We start from the raw sequence: 18,761 nt of genomic DNA, 5'->3' as shown, positions 1-18,761 counted from the left end.
TACTTTTGTGCATCGTCTTACTTTTTAAGTTCTTATGATAAAGATAAGACAATTGGGGCTGAATTCTGTGAAGTTTTTCAGCCCCTTATTTTTTTGTCGCAAAAACTTTTATCGGACAGCAATAATTAAAAAAAGAGAACGACTTTGTTTAGGCAGGACATTGGCAAATAACAATTGCCAGTGTCCTGCCTATTTTTTAAGATATTGTATGAATATACTTTTTGAGATACTACCACAGTATGCTTCCAATACACCCAAAGTAAGGTAAAGCAAATTTCATTCGGGAAATACCTATAGTCCTGAATAAAGAACCTCTCTCATTCGAAATTGAATGAAAGGGTAATCATCTTAGTGGTTGATTTTTTGATTGTTTGTGTATAAATAATATCAGGTGAATCTTTTAAATCGGGTCTGTCTGTCTTATGATTATTTACAAATCCCCAACTAAAAGTAAGCTCCGGACAAAGTTTGAAGAAAGGAAGATAGATATCACATCCCATTCCTAATGAGACACCAAAGTCAAGCGTATTAAACTTAAGAAGTGCTTGATTCTTTTGCCCAATATACATAGCCCCATATCCTCCGCCAATAACATACGGCCTTATGTTGTTTAATCTTCTCGAACTATACTTAAACATAACAGGAAAATTGATGAGGTTTGTTCGTTGTGTAAATCGTTTTATTTCTTCATTACCATTGCTATAAGTAAAGGTCTTATCAGCAAAATGCAGAGATGGAAGTAATCTCAAATTGAGATCTCTCATTAGATTAAGGTCAAATATGACTCCAACAACAAAACCAGGTGACAAGCGTCCAATCTCAGCAAACATAGGAGTACCCTTATCATCAACAAAGCCGGCATTTTGTATCTTCATATCTTGCAAGTCTGTACCAATATAGAAACCGAAATGGTACTTACTAAGATCTGCATAAGGTCTATTCTTGGGTATCTCCTTTTGAGCATTCATTTGGAATGCAAAGGTGAACCCTAATACAGCTAAGAGAGCTTTTTTACTCAGTTTTTTCATGAGGATATCAATTGTTTTGCTACACCACTTCATATTCTATAAACTAATATTTAGGCTTTATATTGTGATAAGTTAAAAGCTATTTTCAATCCGTTGAGAATAGGTATAGTATTCGGAATCAATGATTCGATGCATCTTCCAAATTAGCCAAACGTCTGGACAGCTGATCTTGGATATCCTTAACAATCTGCTGACCTTCAAACTCACCTCTTATTGCTTCAAATTCATTTTGATTCTCTTTTTCTTCAAAGAATGGTGCATAACCAACCTTTATAGCATTGCCATATTCTTTGGCTGCATCCTTTATTCTAAGGTTCGAAAAATATCTTTCTGCCTCTTTAGCATCTTCAATAATCTTAGTTAGACTTATCCTATTATCCTTAAAACCATACAATACGGCAAGGAGATCGACAGCCGGTAGTTGCATATCAGAAGACTTATGATGAAGATAGGCAATCTCCTTTATAAGTTTGCAATAATCAAAATCAGCATCAATCGCAGTAGCAAGAAGATTTAAAAGCTGCTCTTTTAGGAAAAAAGCCCCGGCCACATCTATCCATTCATGAAATTGGCAATTAGATTTAGAAGAAGACAAATTTAGATACAACGACTTAGTCATTATTCGACCAACATAAAGGTGCAGGATTTTCTTGTATAATTCGATACTTTTGGGAATAGACTTTGACGGAATAACAAAACCCTGTCCTTCATAATCCTTACAACATCCTTGAGTTTTATCTATATGAGTCTGCAGAAGAAGATACCCTCTTACCAAAGCTTCAATAGAACAAGGATCAAGTTCGCCATAATCTATTATATCCCTTCTCAACCCTTTTCTACCATCTCGATTGGGCCACTTTTGAATATCTCTGTAGAATCCACTTGTTCCAAAGGCTCTACCCGGAAGCAAGATGGTCTGACCACACTCTTCAATCAGATAAGAGAATGGGAAATCACAACTGTCGGGATGATTATAATGCCGCCCCTTTATAAAAGAATATGCCCCTACATGCGCAGGCCACAAAATGTATGAATCACTCGACAACTTACAACCACGCTCCAAAATCCCCTGTTGAGTGGGACCCAGCTTATATAAGTGATTGCTTTGATTGCTTCCACTTCCCAAGTTTGCAAAAGAAAAAAAGCCACCTATCAAAAGAGTACTTTTGTGCATCGATACAGTGTGAGGAGCAATAAAACTTGCACAGACCTCTCCATTTTCCAGAACAGAATTAGAGAAGATAAGCGAATCGTGAACAGTAACACCGTATGCCAATCTTACCGCTTCTCCTATAAATGAACGAATAAGATTAGCTCCTTTGACAACAGCTCCCTCAGCTATAATGGTTTCTTCAATACACTCAGCCGAATAAATCATTATTGGAGAGTCTTTGGAACTTGCCAATGTAACATCAGAAGCATTGCGAACCCCAGCTATATAAGCTCCATCATAAATCTTAAGATTTCTTAAGACACCACTATGAATCAATTCTACAGACTCTCCTATAAAACCTTGGGTAGACTTGGAGGCATCGATTTCTTTTTCGATTTGTCTATTCAGATATGATTGAAAGACCTTGTCCCTTCTGAGGAAAGCCCCCAAATAAGCAATCTGTGCAGTCAGCCCCTTATGAAGTATTATATCTCTACCTCCGGTCTCTACAAGGACCGATGCCTTGGCACCTTCTCCACATGTGGCATTCTTTTCAAAACGAAGAAGAGATACATCTTCAATACGAGTATTTGCACCGATCGAATAATTATAGATATACTGACCGATATTCTTTATTCGGCAGTTGTCGCCTACTTTGCATTCAATAAGCGTTGCATCAGCAATCATTGAAGGAAGAGAAATATCACCGTCTACATCAAGAGATCCTTCGTTATGCCCAATAAAACATTCTCCTTGGAAAATGACACGATGCACTCTTGAAGGATTGAAACCATTTGATGATACATATATCTTTGTCCAATCCTGACAAAAGCATCCCTGATCGCTCAATGCTTCGATCTCAAGAGTATTGAGATGTCTATATCCATTATGATTCATACACAAACTCCGATTCAAATTTCAATTCTTCTGCAATCTGAAGTACTTCACCTCTTAAATCTCTTTGTAAAAGATCTTCCATCCCGGCAATAATGTCATCGGCAATCTCTTTGGATACACCGACCATACTTTTTAGGAAATTTCTTGCCGCATTAGGGATATAATAATCGCATACGACATACTTTTCGATCATAGAGATGGCAAATCGAATCAGATAATCACATTCAACACTGTTGGGCTTATATATTTTTCTTCTGATTGTCCTTGTCAAGATATTAAGAGCAACCGACACTACATCAAGCCCACTCTCAATCCAAGTCATTGCAAGATAATGAGCATTGGGAACTCTATCCATAAGAAGTGCCACAAACTCATCTGCCAATTCGGCTTTACCTTCACACTGAAGAGCCAAAGAAAGCAATTCATTCGAGCTAATCTCTTCGGTGGGCCATATTCTAAGTGCAATCAATCTAAGCTCCCTCACTTCTCGCGACCAGAGATATTGAGCCAATTGCGTCGAAGGCTTTACCTTTTTGGCTATATCATCTAAATGACTACGAGTCATACCAAAGTTATATTTATAAGAGAGCCCATATTCTCTCATATTGGAAGCTACGACACCATCCATTCTTGTTACCAAAGATTTGCGGATGCTTTTGGCCTCTTCCAAAATAGATTCTGAAGGTTCTTGATCCTTTATGCTCCATGGTGACACATCATAATTGGCCCCTTTAGCCGAATAATCTCTCGAATATCTCAGCATCTGTTCATCATAAGCTTCATGATAAGATGGAACAATATCGGACACCTTACCTTCTTGATCCCTTACAGCAAGAAGCTTTGGATTGACAAATCCTTTGTAGGGTGCAATATGAAGTTGCTGATACTTTTGAAGAAGTGTATGATGAAGATGCTGAGGGACATCAACTGCATATCGAGCAATGAGTTGTGCTGCAGATTCACTGTCTCCTTCACTTTTGATACGTTGTATCTCTCTAAGCAGTTGAGCTACAGCCAAACGAATTGGCTCATAATCATAAATCTTAAGATTGAGTCCATCCAATTCTACAGCGCCTTCACAATGCTCAAGTACATATCTCGATATAAGAGCTCGATTGCGCATATGTGCCTCCTCAATATGATGTCCCGGTTCGATGCGTACGAGTTGCATCACAAGTCCGTTGTGCAGGTAAGAATAATATTCAGCCTTGTAGGCATCTCTATTGGGCAGCAATCCCAATTCTACCATTTTGGGATCAGCTATAAAGTACAAACCAAACAAATCTGCTCTGGCCTCTTCGATAGTTGAATGCCATTGCCCCAAAGCATCCGGAGATACCCCATCACGAAGTTTGCCCGATCCATGACCAAGACATTCGTGCAAGTCAGTGTGAAGACGAGAAGTCTTTGAAGAGTACAATCGAAGCATCTCTCTAACATCCAAATCTTCTATAAAAGCTTCCCTAAGTCCCGAATGAGCAGAAGCATCATCATAGGCTTGGTGAATATTTTCTATACGGATGCTCTTGGAGCCATATTCTGCACGAATAGCATCAGCATTGGGCAGATTGATCCCGATAGGAGTCGCCGGATAAGAGTCGCCCCCCAACATCACAATATCTACCACTGTAGCAGAAACACCCTTAGGATTGCTCTTTTTATAAAGATCATCAATAGGAGCATGTTCTTCAAACCAAGCTGCATGACTGGCTAACAATTCTGTTTGATGAGAAGCCTCCCTATCATACACCTCTACCAATCCTTCCCAACTACCCTTCATTGCAAGAGGATCTTGGTAGGTTTCAATAAATCCATTGATAAAATCGACCGAAAAATCTTTGTCCTGTACCCATTTGATCGAATACTTATCAAACAACTTAAGATCTCCTGTTTTGTAGTAATTGATAAGATATTCTGTTGCCTCACGCTGCTTTTCAGATGTACTGTACAGCATCGCTTCGGTCAAGTTTGCCACAATCTCCTCTATATGCTCCGAATATAGTCCTTTAGCACACCATACGGCCTCTTTTATTTCGCCATTTTTATCTTTATACAACTTACTATTAAGTCCGACATTGTAAGAAGCATTTGAATTCTTTCGCTGCAATCTATAATACTCTTCGGCCTCTTTTTGGGTAATCTCTTCAGAATAAAAATTGACTGAAGAGGCTGTGATCAAATCCTTGCTTCCATCTTGAACAGTACGCTTAGACATATAGTCCTGATCAAACAACAATCTCTCAAGTGTATCATAGTTAGGAGCAACTTTAGGCATAAGATCCAAACAACCTTTACCTTTCAAATTAAGGTATATGCCCTTAAAATACTCCTTCGAAAACTTTGGCGTCAACTTATGCTCACCATAGTGATGATGAATACCATTGGCAAACCAGATATTATACAGATAGTCTGTCAATGCCAAAAAATCCTTTGCTGTACGATCGCCATCATAGTGAAGGTATATCCGTTCGAAAAGAGTCCTTATATAAAGATTGTACTTACCATTCTGGTCAAAATAGATATCCCTTCCGGCCAAAGTTGCTTTTGCCAGGTAGTATAACAATAATTTTCTCTTAAGTATATCGTTGCTTTCACACTTCATATCATAAGCAGATACGATATATCTCAAGACTTCGATATCATTAAATCTACAAACAGTCTGTCCTGAAATATTGTTTTCTTTCATTGCAATTCCTCCAATTCAATAGAAGCCTCTTCCCAAAGATTCATCTCTTTGTCCAATGCCTCCTTGGCCTTATTGTATTTGATATAATCAGATTCACCAAGTTGTGCATTAGGGCGATTCATATCCTCTTCCATGGATGTAATTTGAGATTCCAACTCTTTGATCCTCTTTTCACATTTCTCAATTGTTCGCTCAACTTGCTTACGAAGTGCTCTAAGTTGCTTTTGCTTCTCATAGTCAACTGCGGCCTCACTTACTTTTTTATCATCTGTCTCTTGAGTATCGTCAATAGCCTTTTGTACGGCAATATCATCCGAAAAGGTAGAATGCTCCAAATAATCGGGCATTCCTCCCAAGTACTCGATTACTTTGCCATGCTTAAACTCATAAACCTTATCCACCAAACCATCCAAAAAGTAACGGTCATGACTTACCAAGATCACAGTGCCTGTAAACTTCATGATGGCCTCTTTTAGAACATTCTTAGATCGAATATCCAAATGATTGGTAGGCTCGTCAAGAATGAGGACATTGGCAGGTCTGAGAAGAAGACGAATCATTGCCAAACGAGCCCGTTCGCCACCGCTGAGGACACCCACTTTTTTGAGAGACTCTTCTCCTCCAAACATAAAAGCTCCCAGCATATCATTGATACTTGTGCGAATATCTCCAACAGCCACACGATCAATCGTATCGAAAACAGTGAGATTTGGATCTAACTCTTGCGCCTCATTCTGAGCAAAATAACTCAATTCAACATTGTGCCCTAACTTAAGTGTACCGGTATAATCATGATAGTCTCCCATGATACAGCGGACCATGGTTGTCTTACCTTCACCATTGCGACCAACAAAGGCTACCTTCTCGCCACGCTTAATCATAAAGTTGGCATGATCAAACACCTGATGATCGCCAAAAGCTTTGCCCATATCCTCCACAACTACGGGATATTCTCCGGAAGGGCTCGCCGGTCGGAAGCTAAAATTCATCTGTCGCTCATCGATCTCATCAAGTTCAATACGCTGAACCTTCTCTAATTGTTTGATTCGACTTTGTACCTGAACGGCTTTGGTAGCCTTATATCTAAAACGTTCGATAAAATCTTCCGTCTCCTTGATCATCTTCTGTTGATTCTCAAAGGCACGCTTTTGTTGCTCCAGCCGCTCTTCTCTCAAACTGACATAGCGAGTATAATTGACCTTATAGTCATATAGATTGCCCAACTCAATTTCAATCGTTCGTTTACAGGTATTATCCAAAAACTGCCTATCGTGCGAGATCAATATAAGAGCACCTTTTGAAGAAGCTATAAAGTTTTCGAGCCAGCGGATAGATTCAATATCCAAGTGATTGGTAGGCTCATCCAACAAAAGAAGGTCAGGTCTTTTGAGAAGAATCTTGGCCAACTCGATACGCATACGCCATCCGCCACTGAAAGTAGATGTAGGTTTATCAAAATCTTCTCGATCAAATCCCAACCCACAAAGTGTTTTCTCTATCTGTGCATGGTAGTTGCCCCCGGATTGAGATAGCATAAAAGCATCACTCTTGGCCGAGAATCGCTCCAATAGATCTTGGTAAGATTCTGATTCATAATCGGTTCTATTCTGCATCTCACGAGTAAGATCTTCCACCTCTTTTTCGAGATCGGATATATGCTCGAAGGCCTCCTCCACCTCCTGATAGACCGTCTTACCATCTTTAAGCTTCATTACCTGAGGAAGGTAACCGATATGGCAATCCTTGGGAAAAGAGATTTCACCGGAAGTGGGCTCCTCTATACCCGCTATCAACTTAAGAAGTGTACTTTTACCTGCACCATTGCGTCCTACAAGGGCAACATGTTCTGATGCAGATACAGAGAAAGAAACATTATCAAATAAGAGACGCTTACCAAAATCCACGGTAAGCTTATTTACTGTCAGCATTTAGTTATTTAGTCGCTTTATGATATTATAAACCTCATATATACCTAACTCACCCGCCCGACTAAGGTCGTCAATACCGGATTTGATATCCCCCATGGAGAGTTTGAGAAGTCCTCTATTGTAATAAGCATCCGCAAACTTTGGATACAGATGAATAGCTTTTGAATAATCCTCGATAGCAGAATGAAAATCCCCAACTTCAGAGAGCATCCATCCACGTGTATAATACGCCAAAATGGATTTATCATCCAGATGGATAGCCTTATCGAGATCTGAAATCGACTGACGAAGCTTAGCATCCAACTGAGAAGGGTCTCTCAAAGACAAGTTAACCTTTTGAAGAGGATGCATCGGATCATTATCCAGATTAAGTTTCTTACCCTTTGACTCTGCCTCTTTTGCCTCTAAACGAGCATTGCGATCGACCAAAGCCTGCTTCGCTTCAGCCAAAGCTCTAAATGTATAAGCCAAAGACAAATTGGGATGAACCTTTATAGCTTCGTCGAGATCAATAGCAGCCTGCTCAAAATCTTGCAACAACAGATAATCCACTCCTCTTCTGAATGACATATAAGGTTTGGACATCATAGCCGAAACCCTTTTGATATCCTCATGAAGACGATTTATCTCAACAGAATCAAGAGCAGTGGATGATGAACTCATGATCAAAGGTTTCATCATCACAGACTTGGTATTGATAAAATCAAGTTGGTGATCCAAATATGTTACGGCTGCACTTCCTGCATCAATATGAATAAAATAAGACGGAACAATCAATGGTCTTTTGGTCACAGCCACCTTACGATCTTGGATACGGCCTCTTATTCCCGATTCGTATTGAGCCTCTGCATCCACATTACCGGTAGACATCACAAGAAGATTGTATTTCTCAATATTATCGTCTCGTTCGTCTCGGCTATCTTTCATACTGCTGGCGGGAGATTTAACTTTATAACCAACTTTATGAATGGCCTGATCTCGCTCAACAGCTTTGTTATAATCTCGCTCCGCCTCTCGCAACCTACCAAGATTTTTATAAGCTGTCGAACGAGCAACATATGCTATGACAAAATCAGGATAACGCTTTAGCACCTTATTGAGATCTTCGATAGCTCCTTGAAACTGGCCCCAACGCACTCGGAGCATAGCTCTATTGTAGATAGCAAAGTAATTGTCCGGATCTATCTTCAATAAATTGTCAAAATCTTCTAACGACTTTGTATATAATCCCACAAAAGAGTTGAGCAAAGCCCTATTATATAAGGCTGTTTTCTGATTTGGATCTTTAGAAAGGACATGGTTATAGTCGGACATTGCTCCCTGAAAATCATTGAGTTGGTAACGAATAATGCCACGATCAATGTATGGCGGTATATCAAGTGGCGAAAGTTCGATAGCCCTATTGATATTTTCAAGAGCCTTAGATAATTTGCCTTGATGATAATAGATATCCGTAAGTGTAAGATATGCCGGAGAATAGTCCGGATGATTCATAAGAAGTGTATCAATTTGACGAAGACTTTGCACCGTGTCTTGCAAACCTAATTTAGCCTGAATGCGCATCATTTTAGCCGGTACAGACTGAGGAAAGTATCTTAAAAGATCCATAGCTGTAGTATCGGCAGCAGCATACTTTTTTCGATATAGCAATAAATTAGTCAAATTGAGTCCAAGCCCCTCATTGTTTGGCTCAAATTTTAAACCCTTACGATAAGACCTTTCTGCTTCATCATACTGCTTTGTATTTTGCTCGGAGATCCCTTTAACCAGATATGCTCCGGGGATAAATTCATTATATTCCAAACATTTGTTGGCATCCTGAAGGGCTCCTTGGTAGTCATCAAGGCTAATCTTTGCAACCGAACGATAAAAATAGGGGTCTGCAAGCCAAGGTCGAGCATTGATTACTTGATTAAAATAGCCTATGGCTACCACATAATCACGATAATAAATGGCACCTTTGCCTATTCTCATTACCCGGTCAACATCGATCTGACCAAAGGCACTCAAGGATGTCGTCGCAAAAAGAAACGAACAAACAATCTGTCTGAACAAACCTTTTTTCACAAATGCCGGCAAATTAAAAATTTATCTTTTTGGGGCAGAGACCGTCTTATAGTCACAACGAATCATGCCTTGAGCAATCTTATGCAGTTTCTTTTTGATAAGCTGCTTACGCAAACCACTTAAATGATCAACGAAAAGTTTACCCTCCAGATGATCATATTCATGCTGAACAACACGTGCAGCAAAACCTTCAAGCTCTTCTGTGTGTGGTTCAAAGTTTTCATCCAAATACTCAATCTTGATGTATTTGGGTCTTGTAACATTTTCCGAAATGCCGGGTACTGACAAACAACCCTCCATCTCCGTACAGGTATCTTCACCTCTTTCAACAATATGAGCATTGATCATAGTACGTTTGAAACCTTTGCATTCAGGAAAACTATCAGACATCACATCAGCATCAATCACCAAAAGACGAATACTTTTGCCAATCTGAGGTGCAGCTAAGCCAATACCCTCAGATTCATACATGCTGTCCCACATCAATTCAATCAATTCTTTCAATTCCGGATAATCTGGAGTAATGTCTTTGGCAACCTCTCTCAAAACCGGATGTCCATAAAGGTAAACTGGTAATTTCATTATCTAATTCTAACTTAATTGTCTAATAAACTCAAAACGATATTACAACTTAAAATCTAAAGGAGGAAGAGCACCACCATCCTGGCGATCCATATATGATTGCAGAATAATGACCGCACTCACTTCATCCACCAACCCCTTGTCTCGGCGCTTCATCTTTGGTACACCGGACGCTATTATACTGCGTTGAGCGAGCACAGATGTGAAACGCTCATCTTCATACTCAACCTTCAGATCGGGAAATGCTTTTTTAAGACCATTCACAAAAGGGCGAATGGCCTTCATGGATTCACTGTCACTACCATCCATCTGACGAGGATAACCAACGACAACACAACTGACATCCTCCTTAGACAAATAGTCTTTGATGAAACTGAAAAGCTCATGTGTACGCACTGTGCATAAACCATGAGGCACAATCCCCAAACAATCGGTCACAGCCAACCCTGTGCGCTTAAGACCGTAATCAATGGCCAATATTCTTCCCATAATGACAAAGGTAAGATATACAACCCAAAAAATATAGCTTTAAGACAAATCAGCAAATCTGTTTAAATGAAACAAGAAAACATTTTGATTACTTCAATAGCCACACAAGAAGACTATAGATATTGAAACTAAATTATTTGAGCCTCTCTTTTCTCAAACTGAATATATTATATCTAAACTCCATATGTAAACAATCATATACGCATATAGATTTGCATTTTTATCACAAGTCAATCAAGGAACTATAATGAAGTATGATAAATGAGTGAAATCGGTAAGCGATTTTGAAAAACGATTATCAAACCAATTCATTCCAACTGCGATCAAAAACCTATAGCACATTTACGAATAACAATTTTCTAAAAGCACACACAAAAGCACCTTAAAGCTAAATCTGATTATAACAAACCTATTTTTTGAAGTCTGATTTTCCTTAAACCACCATCTTCTTTTATGATTCACTTTTTATAATTCAAAACATATTTTAAATTTGTAGCGATTGATGATATAGTATTCATCCTAATATAAGATGAAATTTAACCAATAGGTCTTATCCGTATTACATAGAATCAATCCATTCATAAGTGTGATTCAGACATAATGGTATGGATTTCGAAGGAATGCTACAACATTACACCGACAACTCTGATCTTCTCCAACATATAAACAGAAAGGAAGATGCTATCGGATAAGTAAACAGCTACCATTCTAAGATATGTAAGACAATGGTATATCATAAAAAATTTGCTGAGGTGGATATATTTGATAAAAGAATCATGTTAGCTTTTCTTGCTGACAATCAGCTTCAATGTATGGAAGATTGCATCATAAACTTAGGAAGGCGCAAGGTCTGGAAAGATGCTTTAGGTAGGATTGAACCTTTGGAATACGAAGTTAAGGAAGGTGAGCCGTATTGGTATATAGATGACAAATTATCGGTAGTTAAGAAGATTGAAAAATGCACTCCCACCAGTAAGAAAAGGTATCTCGCCGGCAACTATTTTATCACTTATGAGTCAGCTCTAAATATGTTAAGTAAGATCCGAAGTATTATCAATGATTTTTTAGCATCTTCAGATTGTCCTGAAACAAATGAATTGTAATATAAGTATCACATTATCAATAATTTACAAATTTATAACACAATGATCACAGAAAAGCAAAAAGAAGAATTTAAGAAGTTGAACAAGCAATCAATCACGTTAAATAATAATGCTGAATATCTGGTAATCGTGACAATAGCTTTGCTTGTATTGGGTGGATTAATTTTATCAATTGGATATGCAGAAAAAGATATTGCACCTATATCAATCGGATATGGTATAATTTTTTCCGCTGTCTTTATCAACCCACTCAGGATCATCTGTAAATCTCTTACCGGGTTGTATCGCATGAAAACCCTGGAATTTAACATGAAGTACGAAGTTGTTGAAGAAAAAGTTGTTGAAGAAAAAGTTGTTGAATGCAAAAAAGATGAAAAAGAACAAGGAAACAAAAGCGAGGATCAATGGATGAAATGTAAAACAGGACTGTAAAAATTAAGCCCTGAACGAGTATTTTATTACTTATTCAGGGCTTGTTTATGTATTGGAGTTTGTGTCCATATGATCATCCTTGATATTTGAGCCAGTCATAAGATCCTCAATTACTTAGTTTATGCAGTTGAGGTTGGGATCTTATTTTTGTTTTGAGATATTTTTATCAGCAATAAAATTGAAATAGATCTACCAGATCTTGTATGCGTATATTCTTTTATTGTTGAGAGCCAATGCGCTTTATTGCAAAAATGTACTGTAACAACACCTTCATATTAAAGTTTTTCTTGCCACTTTCTACTCATCCGACCACACAAGAAGACGCAGATATTCGTTTGGTAACTTCAAATTTGCGCAGATTGCAAATTCTTACCTAAACGCTCTAATTGAAGTTTTTCGCAAAATTCTTTTCTGGTCATGATTGATCTTTTGATTCAATTGCGCACTCTTTGTTAACGATTTCTATTTTAATCTTCAAAGAGGTGCACATATTCAAAAACACATCGACCGAGATTGAGCTTTGTTCATTTTCAATCTTACTAACAGTAACTCGTGACACTCCACAAATTTTAGCAAAGTTGTCTTGCGTGCCACTCTTTTTACGTTCGATCTTGAATAAATCAACAAGTTCCTCGTGCGTGCTGAATTGTTTGCCATTAAGAGTTAGTGTAGATTCAATCGCTGAAACATATCGCAATATCAAATTCATATTAGAGCTGTATTTTGCTTTTTCTATATTATCAACAACGTGAAACATTTCACCAATTCGCCTGGCCACATCACTTTTTGTTATCTTCTTATATTCACGTTGACATTTAAGTATCTTGCAAAATTCTTGTCTATTCATAATCAATTAAATTAGAGACATATAAGTACATATATACTCTTTTTTATCATCAACTATTATTTAATGCCAAGTAAAGCCTCACCTATTTCCACTTCTGCAATGATAGCATCACACTCTACTGAAGTGCCGACTTCTAATTCTCGCATTTAATCTTTTATCAATTGTTTTTATTCATTATATAGAGTAATAATTCGAAGGTAAAAGTAATATTCTGAAGTTTCAAATATTATGCCATAGATACACCATACATAAAGGCCAAGGAGTCTTTCGGTCCGTCTACGTGGCACCATCTATAACTCTCTATTCATCAGCAACTGAGGTTTCATTCCATTCTCCGATTATATCCTCCAGTACCTCTTTCCAATATGCGCTATCGGTATCTGATCGAACCTTACATCTATTACCAAGGTTTGTAAATTGAATTGTTATGTCTTTCTCGCACCCGAGAGTGGACTATATAGGTTAAGAGCAATGCTTTCAATAACGTTCCACATATGTGTTTTAGATAACCCTCTGATACTCCTCCTCGCTTTCTATAAAAATTTCTTTCTACTGTTTTTACTCCGACCTTTGCTCCATCCAAATCGGTAATAATCTGCTGTGTTTTGTGCATTTCAGGAAAAAGAAAAGCTCCTGATTTCGCTTGAAAATCAGGAGCTTGAGTTGTTTTTTCTTTTCTTCAAAGTGGTGCCACCAGGAATCGAACCGGGGACACAAGGATTTTCAGTCCTTTGCTCTACCAACTGAGCTATGGCACCAGCATTGTTGCAATCATCTTGTTTTTTTTGATTACGCTTGCAAAGGTAGGACATTTTTTGAGACCTGCAAGTATTTTTTGAAAAAAGATTTGCCCCAAAGCCCTATAGGCAGTGCTTTCTTATAGTTATATAACTGATTATGAGACCTATTTTCGTTCAAAAGTTTTTTTCATTTTCTGCAACAAAGCCAAAGCCCGATCCTCCTTTTGATGCATGATTGCTTCATCTTCCGGTGTTTTGTCCTTTTGTCCGGTCAAATGCAACACCCCATGAATAATCACTCTAAGCAACTCTTTGGAATAAGAAGATCCAAATGCTTCGGCATTGGTACGCACTGTATCGAGAGAAATCAGCATCTGACCATTCAATACATTCCCCATTGTATCATCGAAAGTAATGATGTCAGTATAATAGTTGTGGCTTAAAAACTGGATGTTCGTCTGTAATATCTCCTCATCCGAGCAGAATCTATAACACAACTCTCCTACTCTAAATCCGTATACTTCGGCTACACTCTCTATCCATTTTCTAACAAGTCCACGATGAAAAGAGGGTCTTTTGACATCTTCTGATGTAATAAATTCTATATTCTTCATAAAACCAATAATCTATTTTGAACTTCACCTTTTGGAAGAGGCACGAAGTTATGCAAAAAACATATAGGTAACAATGATAGCCATCACTGCTCCTGTAAGATCGGCAAGAAGTGAAGCGCCCACAGTATACCTCGTATTTTTGATGCCCACAGCTCCATAATAGACAGCGACAACATAAAAAGTTGTATCACTACATCCTTGCACAGTACTGCAAAGTCGCCCAACAAAACTATCCGGCCCAAAATGGTGCATGGCATCGACCATCAGCCCTCTGGATCCACTTCCACTAAGAGGTTTCATCAAAATCGTAGGAAGTCCATCGACAAACTGAGTATCCAAGCCGATCCAACCAACCAAGGCTCTCAAACCATCAGACAAAAAGTCCATTGCACCGGAAGCTCTAAATACCCCAATAGCCACCAATAAAGCTATCAGATACGGGATAATCCCAACAGCGACTTCAAAGCCTCCCTTAGCTCCATCAATAAAAGCCTCGAAGACATTCACCTTGGCCAACAAGCCGGACATTATAAAAGCAATGATAACGGAAAAAAGAATAACTGCAGAAACCACACTACTAAGATGTGCAAAGACATCCGGATTTAGGCATCGACTTGCCCATAACATAATGGCAATAAAAGCGATAGTAAAGCCAAACAACAACAGGAGTGGCTTCTGAAAAAGATTGATTCGTTGTTTAATTGCCACCACGGCAATAGCAGTCAAAGTTGATGTAGCAGTGGCAATCAAAATCGGCAAAAACACGTCCGCAGGGTTTCCGGCTCCGGCTTGCATTCTAAAAGCCATAATAGACGTGGGGATAAGGGTCAATCCACTTGCATTGATAGCCAAAAACATGATCATTGCATCGGTGGCTCGTTCTTTTTTGTCATTCAATGACTGCAACCGCTCCATAGATCTTATTCCAAGAGGTGTTGCAGCATTGTCAAGACCCAACATATTGGCTGATATATTCATAAAAATATTGCCAAGGACAGGATGATTTTTAGGTATAGATGGGAAAAGACGACATAATACGGGAGAAGCAAAATGCCCTACCTTAGCAATCAATCCACTTCTCTCGGCAATCTTCATAAAACCAAGCCAAAGAGAAAGCACCCCTGTAAGATAAAGAGAGATCTCAAAACCATTCTTAGCTTCATTGAATGTGGCACCAACCATATCATTAAAGATGGTCCACTCTCCCGTCAAAAGAATGTGCAATAAGGCAAATAACAGCCCCACAATGAAGAAGCCCGAGAAGATGTAATTCAATATCATAGTACGAAGTTACAGAAAAATATAACTTTGCAACGCAGTGTAATCAAAATTAAGGACAATGAAATTATCAAGATCTTATGCCGGTATCTTTTTACTGGCAACTCTGGCCACGGGATGTAGCAACAATCCTCAAAAGACATTGGTCGAGCTGAGTATTCCAAACAGTATGATAGAAAATGAAACAGAAAAATTATACTTTTATGAAGAAGGCGCAGAAACTCCAATAGACAGTGTCGATATTCCTGCATCAGAGCCCAACGCTTCTGACAGAGTGGTCAAACACGAACTATCAGCAGATACGACAAAAAGGATAATCGCTTCCTATTCTGACCTGTTCATATACCTTTTTTCAGAGCCGGGGACAGTCAAAGGAAATCTAAAAACAGACTTTAGTGTAAGAGGGACAACCTTAAATGATGAATTTGCAGAATTTGAATCCACATTACAGAAAGAAATGGAACCTCTTCAGCTCAAAGCTGAAATGACCAAACGCGAAGACAACCTTACCGATCGTCAAAAAGACTCTGTATATATGTCATTGGAAAATGAGGAGGAAGCCTTGGCTGCAAGAATGTATTCCGATGTCATTTCCAAACATCTCAATGACATACTTGGAGCTGTATTGCTTGAAGAATCTTATGCCTTATTAACGCCTCAACAGTTTATAGATTTTACCAATAAAAGCTCAGATGTGGTAAAGAAATATCCCAAGATGCAAGACTTGATTACGATAACAAAGAATGCATTAGCCACAAGTGAAGGAAAACCCTATCAAGAAGTGACCGGGATAGATCCTAAGAATGAAAAAGAGCTAAGACTAAGTCAATTTGTAAAGCCTGGAAACTATACAATAGTCGATTTCTGGGCCAGTTGGTGTGGTCCTTGCAGACGAGAAATAAAAGTATTGCAAAACATCTACAACAAATACAAAAATCAAAAATTCCAAATCGTTGGGGTTGCAATTTGGGATGAACCCTCTAAAACATTGCAAGCCATCGATAAATTGGTTATCCAATGGCCAATCATATTTCAACATGCCGAAAGAACTAATAAGAAAGAACATAAATACGGCATCAGCGCCATTCCGACACTAATATTAATTGATCCCAATGGCACTATATTGGTAAGGTCTCACTCAAGTGATGAGATAGAAAAAATCCTTAAAGAAGCCTTCGAAAAATAACCCCTAACATATCCAAAAGGGCTGTCTATATTCATAAGTGATTTATAGACAGCCCTTTTTTATTGATTCATCACAAAACAACTTAAGAACTATATCAAAAGTCGAACAATCAAATCACACACATAATTATTATTATTTTTTATTCTAAAGGGCCTTGATTTTATTATTTTCAATATTTTTGTCATAGGAAATGTATGTATAGGCAGCTTAAATTAGCAATTATTATAACCATTATTTTATTGTATTATGAAGAGAATTTTATCTACCCTGGCAATCGTTACGGCATCTCTGCTTGGAGTTTCTTGTTCTGATCGCGTGCAAGAAACAGTTGATGACACTCATGCCAACGCTGATGCCAATCAGACAAAAAAAGGTTGGATTTCAGAAGACAACGATATTCTGAATCTTCTAAATGAAGCTCAAATTCCACAAGGAACTGTTCGGTCTGATGCTCCTCGGACTTTTAATGACACAGTACCCGTAGTTGTTGTTGATGATGAAGAATCCCAATCGACACCCGGAGAGCAAGACGGCATCCCGGGTTACTATGTTACATCTTATACCAAGTACAAGATGAGTCAAGAATTTGATGAGACATTTATTCTTGATCCGGCGTCGGATATACTCTACCCCGGCTGTGTCTTGAGAGGCCAAAGTCTTGAGAACTCAACTTATGCTTTCTTCAATGGTTGCAACACAGGCATTATGGATTATGCTTTGGGTGGATTAACTCTCAAAAATGGTGATAGTGAAGAATTGGTTGGGCACGCAGACAATATCCGCTATACAGACTATATTCCACAATTCAATAAGTGGTCAAATCTGGAATATAAAAACAACGATGCTCTCGAAAGTTCTTATAGTATGTTTCAAATCAACAGCAAACAAGAAGCTCAGTTTCATGCCGGCATAAGTGTTGGCAACAAACTTTTCAATCTTGTGGGTGGTCTGGACTTTGACTACAAGAATTATAAAAACCATTTCCTCGTTAAGTTTATTCAAAAGAAATTTCAAGTAACCTTAGGACAGCCCAAGGGACGTTCAACTATTTTTACAGAGATCAATCCTAATGCGATGGGCAAAGTACAACCTGTATATGTCTCCAACATCAAGTACGGCCGTATGCTTTTCATTGCTGTTTCTACCAACGAATCTGCCAAAAAGGTTACCAGCGCTCTATCATTTGCATTTAATGTAAAAGGTGTAGATGTAAGTGCTGAGATGAAACAGAACTACCAAGACATTGTAGCCGGCAGTAAGATAGATTGTAACGTATATGGTGGCGGGCAAGAAAACCAGAATAATATCATCACGGGCGGATTAGACGGCGTGACCAAATTTGTCAAAACGCCAATGGCTTTCAATGAAGTTGTTCCTATTAGTTTCCAAATTCGTTTCTCTGCAGACAACGCATTGGCCAGAGTGGTAAGTCGCACAGAGTTTAAGGTTCCTACAAGGACTTTCATACCTAACTTCTCCAAGGTGCTTGTACAAATGCATGTTGCAAATATTCGCGCCACAGGAGGACCATTGGGCAATCAAGTGTATGGTACTATTGCGGCATATCCCAATTCAGATGAAGCCAAATCTGTTATGCTTATGAATATCAGAAGCTGTTTAAAAATTATTCAGAGAATTTATTAAGCAATATTTTGCAGAAAGCAAGTTGAACCATAGCCTCTGCAGTAGCGGCATGAAACTCATAATCAATCGTCAGTCTTCTAAAATTTT

Annotated in this window: 14 protein-coding genes and 1 tRNA gene; 4 read left to right on the top strand and 11 right to left on the bottom strand. The window is 38.4% G+C overall.

The window, feature by feature from the left end; all coding sequences use genetic code 11:
- Positions 1 to 317 precede the first annotated feature (317 nt).
- From porT to ruvX, 7 genes are all read right to left on the bottom strand, one after another.
- On the bottom strand, positions 318 to 1,028 hold the full coding sequence (porT, locus tag ACFO3G_RS07100) for a type IX secretion/gliding motility protein PorT/SprT (protein ID WP_380079359.1): 711 nt from the start codon (positions 1,026 to 1,028) through the stop codon (positions 318 to 320).
- 118 nt (positions 1,029 to 1,146) lie between these two features.
- On the bottom strand, positions 1,147 to 3,078 hold the full coding sequence (locus tag ACFO3G_RS07095) for a DUF4954 family protein (protein WP_380079357.1): 1,932 nt from the start codon (positions 3,076 to 3,078) through the stop codon (positions 1,147 to 1,149).
- Positions 3,068 to 5,764, bottom strand: coding sequence for a dipeptidyl-peptidase 3 family protein (locus ACFO3G_RS07090; protein WP_380079355.1), 2,697 nt, complete (start codon positions 5,762 to 5,764; stop codon positions 3,068 to 3,070). Before ACFO3G_RS07090 ends, ACFO3G_RS07095 begins: the two co-directional genes overlap by 11 nt.
- Complete coding sequence (abc-f, locus tag ACFO3G_RS07085; RefSeq protein WP_380079353.1) at positions 5,761 to 7,692, bottom strand: ribosomal protection-like ABC-F family protein; 1,932 nt, start codon at positions 7,690 to 7,692, stop codon at positions 5,761 to 5,763. Before abc-f ends, ACFO3G_RS07090 begins: the two co-directional genes overlap by 4 nt.
- Positions 7,693 to 9,759 (bottom strand): tetratricopeptide repeat protein, encoded by a 2,067-nt coding sequence (locus tag ACFO3G_RS07080; protein WP_380079351.1) that lies wholly within the window; start codon positions 9,757 to 9,759, stop codon positions 7,693 to 7,695.
- A gap of 21 nt (positions 9,760 to 9,780) precedes the next feature.
- A complete protein-coding gene (def, locus tag ACFO3G_RS07075; protein ID WP_380079349.1) occupies positions 9,781 to 10,341 on the bottom strand; it encodes a peptide deformylase in 561 nt (186 codons plus the stop codon).
- 42 nt (positions 10,342 to 10,383) lie between these two features.
- A complete protein-coding gene (ruvX, locus tag ACFO3G_RS07070) occupies positions 10,384 to 10,830 on the bottom strand; it encodes a Holliday junction resolvase RuvX (RefSeq protein WP_380079347.1) in 447 nt (148 codons plus the stop codon).
- 725 nt (positions 10,831 to 11,555) lie between these two features.
- Between ruvX and ACFO3G_RS07065 the strand changes: the two genes are divergently transcribed.
- Together ACFO3G_RS07065 and ACFO3G_RS07060 are read left to right on the top strand one after the other, a co-directional pair.
- Entirely contained in the window at positions 11,556 to 11,933 is a 378-nt protein-coding gene (locus ACFO3G_RS07065) for a hypothetical protein (RefSeq protein ID WP_380079345.1), read from the top strand.
- A 42-nt stretch (positions 11,934 to 11,975) separates the two neighbouring features.
- Positions 11,976 to 12,365 (top strand): hypothetical protein, encoded by a 390-nt coding sequence (locus tag ACFO3G_RS07060; protein ID WP_380079343.1) that lies wholly within the window; start codon positions 11,976 to 11,978, stop codon positions 12,363 to 12,365.
- Between the two features lie 415 nt (positions 12,366 to 12,780).
- Here ACFO3G_RS07060 and ACFO3G_RS07055 read toward each other — a convergent pair whose 3' ends face one another.
- From ACFO3G_RS07055 to ACFO3G_RS07040, 4 genes are all read right to left on the bottom strand, one after another.
- Complete coding sequence (locus tag ACFO3G_RS07055) at positions 12,781 to 13,212, bottom strand: helix-turn-helix domain-containing protein (RefSeq protein ID WP_380079341.1); 432 nt, start codon at positions 13,210 to 13,212, stop codon at positions 12,781 to 12,783.
- Between the two features lie 685 nt (positions 13,213 to 13,897).
- Positions 13,898 to 13,970 (bottom strand) — tRNA-Phe (locus ACFO3G_RS07050).
- A 146-nt stretch (positions 13,971 to 14,116) separates the two neighbouring features.
- Entirely contained in the window at positions 14,117 to 14,566 is a 450-nt protein-coding gene (gene ybeY, locus ACFO3G_RS07045) for an rRNA maturation RNase YbeY (RefSeq protein ID WP_380079339.1), read from the bottom strand.
- A 48-nt stretch (positions 14,567 to 14,614) separates the two neighbouring features.
- Entirely contained in the window at positions 14,615 to 15,847 is a 1,233-nt protein-coding gene (locus tag ACFO3G_RS07040) for a nucleoside recognition domain-containing protein (protein ID WP_380079337.1), read from the bottom strand.
- Positions 15,848 to 15,905: 58 nt separating this feature from the next.
- Between ACFO3G_RS07040 and ACFO3G_RS07035 the strand changes: the two genes are divergently transcribed.
- A complete protein-coding gene (locus ACFO3G_RS07035) occupies positions 15,906 to 17,030 on the top strand; it encodes a TlpA family protein disulfide reductase (protein ID WP_380079335.1) in 1,125 nt (374 codons plus the stop codon).
- Positions 17,031 to 17,276: 246 nt separating this feature from the next.
- Entirely contained in the window at positions 17,277 to 18,674 is a 1,398-nt protein-coding gene (locus ACFO3G_RS07030) for a thiol-activated cytolysin family protein (protein ID WP_380079333.1), read from the top strand.
- Positions 18,675 to 18,761 lie beyond the last annotated feature (87 nt).

This window comes from Falsiporphyromonas endometrii (assembly GCF_042654485.1).
Taxonomy (GTDB): domain Bacteria; phylum Bacteroidota; class Bacteroidia; order Bacteroidales; family Porphyromonadaceae; genus Porphyromonas; species Porphyromonas endometrii.
This window is presented reverse-complemented; position numbering and strand designations above follow the sequence as displayed.

What these genes read in the sequence shown, in the direction of transcription:
- porT (WP_380079359.1), bottom strand. Translation starts at nt 1,028, where the DNA reads ATGAAAAAACTGAGTAAAAAAGCTCTCTTAGCTGTATTAGGGTTCACC.
- ACFO3G_RS07095 (WP_380079357.1), bottom strand. Translation starts at nt 3,078, where the DNA reads ATGAATCATAATGGATATAGACATCTCAATACTCTTGAGATCGAAGCA.
- ACFO3G_RS07090 (WP_380079355.1), bottom strand. Translation starts at nt 5,764, where the DNA reads ATGAAAGAAAACAATATTTCAGGACAGACTGTTTGTAGATTTAATGAT.
- abc-f (WP_380079353.1), bottom strand. Translation starts at nt 7,692, where the DNA reads ATGCTGACAGTAAATAAGCTTACCGTGGATTTTGGTAAGCGTCTCTTA.
- def (WP_380079349.1), bottom strand. Translation starts at nt 10,341, where the DNA reads ATGAAATTACCAGTTTACCTTTATGGACATCCGGTTTTGAGAGAGGTT.
- ruvX (WP_380079347.1), bottom strand. Translation starts at nt 10,830, where the DNA reads ATGGGAAGAATATTGGCCATTGATTACGGTCTTAAGCGCACAGGGTTG.
- ACFO3G_RS07065 (WP_380079345.1), top strand. Translation starts at nt 11,556, where the DNA reads ATGGTATATCATAAAAAATTTGCTGAGGTGGATATATTTGATAAAAGA.
- ACFO3G_RS07060 (WP_380079343.1), top strand. Translation starts at nt 11,976, where the DNA reads ATGATCACAGAAAAGCAAAAAGAAGAATTTAAGAAGTTGAACAAGCAA.
- ACFO3G_RS07055 (WP_380079341.1), bottom strand. Translation starts at nt 13,212, where the DNA reads ATGAATAGACAAGAATTTTGCAAGATACTTAAATGTCAACGTGAATAT.
- ybeY (WP_380079339.1), bottom strand. Translation starts at nt 14,566, where the DNA reads ATGAAGAATATAGAATTTATTACATCAGAAGATGTCAAAAGACCCTCT.
- ACFO3G_RS07040 (WP_380079337.1), bottom strand. Translation starts at nt 15,847, where the DNA reads ATGATATTGAATTACATCTTCTCGGGCTTCTTCATTGTGGGGCTGTTA.
- ACFO3G_RS07035 (WP_380079335.1), top strand. Translation starts at nt 15,906, where the DNA reads ATGAAATTATCAAGATCTTATGCCGGTATCTTTTTACTGGCAACTCTG.
- ACFO3G_RS07030 (WP_380079333.1), top strand. Translation starts at nt 17,277, where the DNA reads ATGAAGAGAATTTTATCTACCCTGGCAATCGTTACGGCATCTCTGCTT.